We start from the raw sequence: 8,715 nt of genomic DNA on the forward strand, positions 1-8,715 counted from the left end.
CGGACTTCGGTCTGCACCCGTTTTTTATTCGGGCTGTGGTCGGGATCCGGAAACTGCGGTCCATTTTTAGGCCGAATTCTGGGATGCGCTTTCCGGCTGAGGCCTCTAGCGGAAACTGCGACCCGGAATATCGGCTCAGAACGGGATGCGCTTTCCGGCTGAGGCTCCTAGCGGAAAGCGCAGTCCCCGGCTCAGAACGGGATGCGCTTTCCCAGACAGGGCTCAACCGGAAACTGCGACCCAGTTTGAGGCCTCAAAACGGGACGCAGTTTCCGCCTGATCAGCCTTCGCCGCCATTCCGCCATTCAGCGACGCGCATCAGCAACTCTGTTCACAGAAAATATATGAACATATGTTCGATATACACATATCTACCTGCGCATTTTCTGTCGAAAAACTTTGCTACTCCAAAAACTCAATCGCGTCAAGGCTTTTCTTGCCCAACGGTCGGTACCTGATAAACTATTAGGTTGCGATAACTGGCGAAGCTATGCCTCGCCAACCCACCGAGCATTTCCGTGAAGGAGGAAAAACCTGGTGACCTACGCATACACTGCCACTGAGCGCAAGCGCGTCAGCTTCGGGAAAATCCCGGAGGCCATGGAGCTCCCCAACCTTATCTCTGTTCAAAGGGAATCCTTTGAGCGTTTTAAGGACGAGGGCCTTCGTGAGGCGTTTAAGGAATCCAGCCCCATCCAGAGCCAGAACCATGTTCTCGAGGTTACCTTCGGCGAGCATCAGTTTGGCGACCCCGCGCATACCGTCGAGGAGTGCCGCGAGAAGGATATGACCTATCAGGCTCCGCTTCTGACCGACGTCCGTCTCACCAACAAGGAGACCGGCGAGATCAAGGAGCAGCTCGTCTTTATGGGCGACTTCCCCATGATGACCGATCAGGGCACCTTCATCATCAACGGTACCGAGCGTATCGTCGTCTCGCAGCTCGTCCGTTCCCCGGGCGTGTACTTCAGCTCCGAGATGGATTCGGGCAAGCAGATCTACAAGGCTCAGATCATCCCGTCCCGCGGTGCCTGGCTTGAGTTTGAGGTCGACAAGCGTGACCAGCTCATGGTCTCCATCGACCGTAAGCGCAAGCAGAGCGCCACGATGTTCCTGCGCGCCCTTGGTATCGCCGTCACCAACGACGACATCATCGAGCTGCTCGGCAACTCCGATGTGATCAAGCGCACCCTCGAGCGCGATACCGCCCTCACCCGCGAGGATGCTCTTATCGAGATCTACCGTCGCCTGCGCCCGGGCGAGCCTCCCACCGTGGATGCTTCCCGCAGCCTGCTCGAGGGCCTGCTCTTCAACCCGCAGCGCTACGACCTGGCCCGCGTCGGTCGCTACAAGGTCAACAAGAAGCTCAACCTCACCACCGAGGAAGAGGTCACGGTGCTCACCGACGAGGATATCGTCGCTACGTTGCGCTACCTTCTGTCCCTCGCTGCCGGCGAGCAGGGCTTCAAGGTTGACGACATCGACCACTTTGGCAACCGCCGTATCCGCACCGTCGGCGAGCTCGTCGCCAACCAGTTCCGTATCGGCATGAGCCGTATGGAGCGCGTCGTCCGTGAGCGCATGAGCTCCCAGGACATCGACGAGATTACCCCGCAGTCGCTCATCAACATCCGCCCGATCGTGGCCTCCATCAAGGAGTTCTTCGGTTCCTCGCAGCTCTCGCAGTTCATGGACCAGGCGAACCCTCTGACCGGTCTGACCCACAAGCGCCGTCTGTCCGCACTCGGCCCTGGCGGTCTTGCCGGCCACAAGTCGGGCTCCAGCCGCCGCACCAACGTGCCGACGGCCGTCCGCGACGTTCACAACTCGCACTACAGCCGTATGTGCCCGATCGAGACCCCCGAAGGCCCCAACATCGGCCTGATCGGCTCGCTTGCCCTCTACGCCCGCGTCAACGAGTATGGCTTCATCGAGGCCCCGTTCCGCCGCGTCGAGAACGGCGTTGCCACCGACCAGATCGACTGGATGACCGCTGACGAGGAAGAGAAGCACGTTATCGCGCCGGCCAACACGCCGCTCGATCCCAAGACCAACGAGTTCATCACGACCGATGCCGAGGGCAAGATCGTCCGTCCGCATTCCGTGATCGCCCGTACCCGCGACTTCGACGGCTCCTTCGGCGCTCCCGCCGACGTGCCTGTCGAGGACGTCGACTACATGGACGTCTCGCCGCGCCAGATGCTCTCCGTCGCAGCCACGCTGATCCCGTTCCTCGAGCACGACGACGCTAAGCGTACGCTCATGGGCGCCAACATGCAGCGTCAGGCCGTGCCGCTGGTTCACCCCGCCGCTCCCTATGTCGGTACCGGCATGGAGCGTCGCGCCGCCCTGGACTCTGGCGAGGTCACCCTGGCCAAGAACGCCGGCGAGGTCATCTTTGCCGACGCCTCCAAGATTATCGTCAAGCATGCCGGCGGCATGGACGAGTATCACCTGGCCAAGTACCAGCGCTCCAACCAGTCCACCTGCATCAACCACCGCCCGCTCGTGCGCGTCGGCGACACCGTTGAGCAGGGTGAGCCTCTGGCCGACGGTCCTTCGACCGATCACGGCGAGCTCGCACTGGGCCAGAACCTCACCGTGGCCTACATGCCGTGGGAAGGCTTCAACTACGAGGACGGTATCGTTGTGTCCGAGCGCCTGGTGGCCGAGGACCTGCTGACGACCATCAACATTACCCGTCACGAGATCGACGCCCGCGATACCAAGCTCGGCCCCGAGGAGATCACTCGCGAGATCCCGAACCTCTCCGAGGACATGCTCGCCAACCTCGACGAGGACGGCATCATCCGCATCGGCGCTGAGGTCGGCCCTGGCGACATCCTGGTCGGCAAGGTTACCCCTAAGGGCGAGAGCGCTCTGACTGCCGAGGAGCGCCTGCTGCGCGCCATCTTCGGCGCCAAGGCTCACGACGTTCGCGACACTTCCCTTAAGATGCCTCACGGCGCTTACGGCCGCGTCATCGACGTCGTCCGCTTTAGCCGCGAGAACGGCGACGACCTGGCCCCCGGCGTCAACGAGCAGGTGCGCGTCTACGTCGCCCAGCGCCGTAAGATCCAGCAGGGCGATAAGATTGCCGGCCGCCACGGCAACAAGGGTGTTATCTGTAACGTTCTGCCGGTCGAGGACATGCCCTACATGGCTGACGGTACCCCGATCGACGTTATCCTCAACCCGCTGGGCGTTCCTTCGCGTATGAACGTCGGCCAGCTGCTCGAGTGCCACCTTGGCTGGGCTGCTGCCTGCGGTTGGGATACCGAGGATGCCGATTCCGACAAGTACGTCCCCGGTCCGTTCTTTACCGCGACGCCCGTCTTCGACGGCGCCAAGGAGGACGAGATCGCCGAGGTCATCCGTCGTGCCAACAAGAATATGCTCAACAAGGCTACCGCTGCCTTTGGCGATCACATGCGCCCCGAGTTTGTCACCCAGCTTGACGAGCGCGGAAAGACCCGCCTGTTTGACGGCCGCACCGGCGAGGAGTTCCGCGAGCCCATTACCGTGGGTACGTCCTACATCCTCAAGCTCGGTCACATGGTCGACGACAAGATCCACGCCCGTTCGACTGGCCCTTACAGCCTGGTTACCCAGCAGCCGCTGGGCGGCAAGGCCCAGTTCGGCGGCCAGCGCTTCGGCGAGATGGAAGTTTGGGCACTGTACGCATACGGTGCTTCCAACGTCCTGCAGGAGATCCTGACCGTCAAGTCCGACGATACCGTGGGCCGCGTCAAGACCTACGAGTCCATCGTCAAGGGCGAGAACGTCCCGGTTCCGGGTATCCCCGAGTCCTTCAAGGTTCTCGTCAAGGAGATCCGTTCCCTCGCACTGGACATCGAGCCCATGCGCGATGCCGACGAGGACGCCTCCGCCCCCGTGACCGCCGAGGAGACCTCTGCCCTCGATGACCTGGCTGCGCTCGCCGGCGTTGACGCCGACGTCGAGGCCCAGGATGCCGAGACCGCCGAGGCACCCGAGGCTGTCGCCGCCACGACCACTGATAAGGAGTAGTTGACTGTGGCAGATTTCGAAGCTACTGAATTTGACTCGGTAAAGATCTCCCTTGCCTCCGCCGACCAGATCCGTTCCTGGTCGCACGGTGAGGTCAAGAAGCCGGAGACCATCAATTACCGTACCCTCAAGCCCGAGAAGGACGGCCTGTTCTGCGAGAAGATCTTCGGTCCCGCCAAGGACTGGGAGTGCTCCTGCGGCAAGTACAAGGGCATCCGCTTTAAGGGCATCGTCTGCGAGCGCTGCGGCGTCGAGGTCACCTCGGCCAAGGTGCGTCGCGACCGCATGGGCCATATCGAGCTCGCCGCTCCCGTGTCCCACATCTGGTACTTCAAGAGCCCCACGAGCTTCCCGATGAGCCGTATGCTCGACATCAAGTCCAAGGACCTCGAGAAGGTTCTGTACTTTGCCAGCTACATCATCACCGAGGTCGACTACGAGGCTCGCGAGGCCGACGCTGACGATCTGCGTGAGGAGCTCGCCGCCGATCTGGAAGAGATCGATGCCGAGTGCGCCCGCCAGATCGAGTCCCTCAAGGAGCAGGGCAACCCCGAGAACTTTGACGAGTTCTCCGACGAGGAGCCGCTGACCCCCGAGGAGATCGCCTCCGGCATCGTCGACATCGAGGAAGAGTGCAAGGACGAGAAGCAGCTCCGCACGGACGCCTTCAACGCCTTCATGAAGCTCACCGAGCGCGACCTCATCTCCGATGAGCCGCTGTTCCGCGAGATGACCCGTTACTACTCCATGTACTTCAAGGGTGGCATGGGTGCCGAGGCCGTCCGCGACCTGCTCGCTGCCATCGACCTCCCCTCCGAGGCCGAGAAGCTCAAGGCCATCATCGCCGACGAGGACTCCCAGAAGCAGAAGCGCGAGAAGGCCGTCAAGCGCCTCGAGGTCGTTGACGCCTTCCTGAAGGGCGGCAACAGCCCCGCGAACATGATTCTGGATGTCATCCCGGTCATTCCGCCCGATCTGCGCCCGATGGTCCAGCTCGACGGCGGCCGCTTCGCCGCGTCCGACCTCAACGACCTGTATCGTCGCGTGATCAACCGTAACAACCGACTCAAGCGCCTGCTCGACCTGGACGCCCCTGCGATCATCGTGAACAACGAGAAGCGCATGCTCCAGGAGTCCGTGGACGCCCTGTTCGACAACGGCCGCCGTGGGCGCCCGGTCTCTGGCCGTGGTGGTCGCCCGCTCAAGTCGCTCGCCGAGGCCCTCAAGGGCAAGCAGGGTCGTTTCCGCCAGAACCTGCTGGGCAAGCGTGTCGACTACTCTGGCCGTTCGGTAATCGTTACCGACCCCAAGCTGCTGCTGCACCAGTGCGGTCTGCCCAAGACCATGGCGCTGGAGCTCTTCAAGCCCTTCGTCATGAAGCGCCTGGTCGAGCTTGGCAAGGTCGAGAACATCAAGGGCGCCAAGCGCGCTATCGACCGCGGTGCCACCTTTGTGTGGGACATCCTCGAAGAGGTCATCGACGGTCGTGTCGTGCTGCTCAACCGTGCACCGACCCTGCACCGTCTGTCCATCCAGGCCTTTGAGCCGGTGCTGGTCGAGGGCAAGGCTATCCACCTGCACCCGCTGGTCTGCGCGCCCTTCAACGCCGACTTCGACGGCGACCAGATGTCTGTCCACGTGCCGCTGTCCAGCCAGGCTCAGGCCGAGGCCCGCGTGCTCATGCTCTCTGCGAACAACCTGCGCTCGCCGGCATCCGGCAAGCCGGTCAACATCCCCTCGCAGGACATGATCATTGGTGTGTACTACCTGACCCAGGTCCGCGACGGTCTGCCGGGCGAGAACCACGTGTTCTCGAGTTTCGACGACGCGCTGCACGCCTATGACTGCCGCTCCGAGGTCGACATGCAGGCCAAGATTCAGGTCCGCGTGTCCGCCGAGAACGCCAACGTCATCAACGAGGACGGCACCCGTATCTTCCGCGTCAAGAACGGCAAGAACGAGTTCGTCGACTACGATGTCACCGGTAACAAGACCGCACGCTTCGAGACTTCTATCGGCCGTATCATCTTCAACCGCCAGTGCCTGCCCGAAGACTACGAGTTCATGAACTACAAGATGGTCAAGGGCGATGTGGCCAAGCTGGTTGCCGACTGCTGCGATCGTTACCCCGAGGCCAAGGTCGGCCCGATCCTCGACTCTATCAAGTACTCCGGCTTCCACTACGCTACCCGCGCCGGCCTCACCATCTCGGTGTGGGACGCTCTCATCCCTGCCGAGAAGCAGGAGCTGCTCGACCGCGCCCAGGCCAACGTCGACCAGATCAACGAGTACTTCGAGGAGGGCTTCATCAACGAGACGGAGCGCCACATCGAAGTCGTTAACGAGTGGACCGCTTGTACCGATAAGGTCGCAGCGCTCATGCTCGACATGTTCGACGAGGAGAACCCGCTGTACATGATGGCCGACTCCGGCGCCCGTGGTTCTAAGACCCAGCTGCGTCAGCTCGGCGGCATGCGTGGCCTGATGGCAGATATGTCCGGCGAGACGATCGACCTTCCCATTAAGGCGAACTTCCGCGAGGGCCTGCTGCCGCTCGAGTACTTCATTTCGACCTACGGCGCCCGTAAGGGCCTGGTCGATACCGCATCCCACACCTCGGACTCTGGCTACCTGACCCGTCGTCTGGTCGACGTGGCCCAGGACGTCATCGTCCGCGAGGAGGACTGCGGTACGCACGAGGGCGTCACCTACAACCTCATCATTCCCGGCACCACCGACCTCAACACCGATCTTGTCGGCCGTTGCTTTATTGAGGACGTCGTGGCTCCCGATGGCACCGTACTCTTTGAGCAGGACGGCTATATCGAGAAGGTCGCCGACATCCAGAAGATGGTCGATGCGGGCCTTAAGAAGGTCAAGCTTCGCGCGCTGCTCACCTGCCGCTCCAAGTACGGCGTGTGCCAGAAGTGCTACGGCTGGGATCTTTCCACCCGTCGTCCGGTCGCCATCGGTACCGCAGTCGGCATTATTGCCGCCCAGTCCATCGGCGAGCCCGGTACGCAGCTTACGATGCGTACCATTCACTCCGGCGGCGTCGCTGGCGTCGACGATATTACGCAGGGTCTGCCTACGGTCAGCCGTATGTTCGATATCGTCGGCAACGTCAACGAGAAGATCCTGGGTCGCGAGGCCGAGCTGGCTCCGTACTCCGGCCACCTCTCGATTAAGCCCGAGAAGTCCGAGTACGTGCTGACGCTCACCGACTCCGAAGATCACACCCGTGTCCTCGACGAGCGTCGCGTCCCCGCTTCGGTGCGCTTTATGCCCGAGATCGAGGACGGCTGCGAGGTTCGCGCCGGCGACCAGATCACCAAGGGCTTCGTCAACTTCCGCAACCTGCGCAAGCTGACCGACATCGAGTCGACGATGCACACCTTCGTCGAGAGCGTCAAGGACGTCTACACCAGCCAGGGCGTCGACCTGAACGACAAGCACATCGAGGTGCTCGCACGTCAGATGCTGCGTCGCGTTCAGATCACCAACCCCGGCGACTCCAAGTACCTGCTTGGTCAGTACGTCGACCGCTACGAGTTCGCCGACGAGGTCGAGCGCGTTGCCCGTCTGGGCGGTCAGGCTCCCGTGGCTGAGCCCGTCATCTTGGGTACGCTCAAGGTTGCGTCTAACATCGACTCCTGGCTGTCGAGCGCTTCGTTCATCCGTACCGCCGGCGTCCTTACCGAGGCTGCTATTGAGGGCAAGGTCGACCACCTGCTCGACCTTAAGTCCAACGTCATCGTCGGTAAGAAGATCCCGGCTGGTACCGGCCTCAAGCCGTACGCTAACGCCAAGCTGACGTATCGCACGGCCGACGGCTACGTGGACATCGATGGTCCGGCTTCGCCCAACGCCAAGTCGCTGCCCGAGTGGGCTCCCGTGGAGCTCAAGGACCTGGACGAGCGGCTCCCACAGCAGCTCGACTGGGCCGGCTACGACGAGTTTGGCGGCGCCGACGGTTCGTTCACCCGCAACGGCCACACCATCTCCGCCGAGAAGGCTCGCCTGTACCTGTTCGACGACCTGGGCGTGTCGCAGCGCTGGACCAACAAGTTCAGCGAGGTCGGCATCGAGACGGTCGGCGACCTGATTGGCAAGTCCGAGGAGGATCTGCTGCGCATCGATGGCATCGGTGCCAAGGCGATCGAGGAGCTCCGTGACGGCCTCGAGGCCCACGACCTGCTCTACATCCTCGAGAACAACGACGACGTTGCCGACGAGGAAGACCTCTCGCAGCTGCTGCAGATGGTCTTTAGCCCCGACGGTCCGGACGACATCCTGCTGGGCACCTCCGCTCCGACGCATCACGCCGATGCCGACGAGGAGCTCCTGGGCGCCCCGATCGACGACAAGAAGGCTTCCGCCAACGGTGCCATCAACGAGGACATGGCTTCCCTCGACGAGCTGCTCAACCAGCTCGTGGACACCGACGACGCCGAAGAGGCCAAGGACAACGACGGGGAGTAATTTCCCAGTACGTTAACCGCCCTTCCAAAGACCCGCTTCCCAACAGGGAAGCGGGTCTTTTTTGTTGGGGAACGTTGCCCTGACGAGCACGTAGGATTCCCGGGACGGGCGGCCCAGGGGTTAAGTTTGCTGCTCTACAGTCCTGCGCAAGACGGAAAGCACATTAAGTGCTTTCCTTTGCGTGCGGAACTCGCGACAAACTTA

The 8,715-nt window shown here is 62.1% G+C and carries 2 protein-coding genes; both read left to right on the top strand.

Annotation, left to right across the window (positions count from 1 at the left end; translation table 11 throughout):
• The first annotated feature begins 600 nt into the window (after positions 1 to 600).
• The gene (gene rpoB / locus ACTNB2_RS06995; RefSeq protein WP_229770619.1) at positions 601 to 4,029 is read left to right on the top strand and encodes a DNA-directed RNA polymerase subunit beta; all 3,429 of its coding nucleotides are present in this window, start codon (positions 601 to 603) and stop codon (positions 4,027 to 4,029) included.
• A gap of 6 nt (positions 4,030 to 4,035) precedes the next feature.
• Positions 4,036 to 8,511, top strand: a complete 4,476-nt coding sequence (locus ACTNB2_RS07000; RefSeq protein WP_441042032.1) for a DNA-directed RNA polymerase subunit beta' — start codon at positions 4,036 to 4,038, stop codon at positions 8,509 to 8,511.
• Positions 8,512 to 8,715 lie beyond the last annotated feature (204 nt).

This window comes from Collinsella sp. HCP28S3_G2 (assembly GCF_052065125.1).
In the GTDB taxonomy this organism is placed as follows: Bacteria; Actinomycetota; Coriobacteriia; order Coriobacteriales; family Coriobacteriaceae; genus Collinsella.

Bases quoted from the DNA above. Each gene is read 5' to 3' on its own strand.
- rpoB (WP_229770619.1), top strand. From the start codon at position 601: ATGGAGCTCCCCAACCTTATCTCTGTTCAAAGGGAATCCTTTGAGCGT.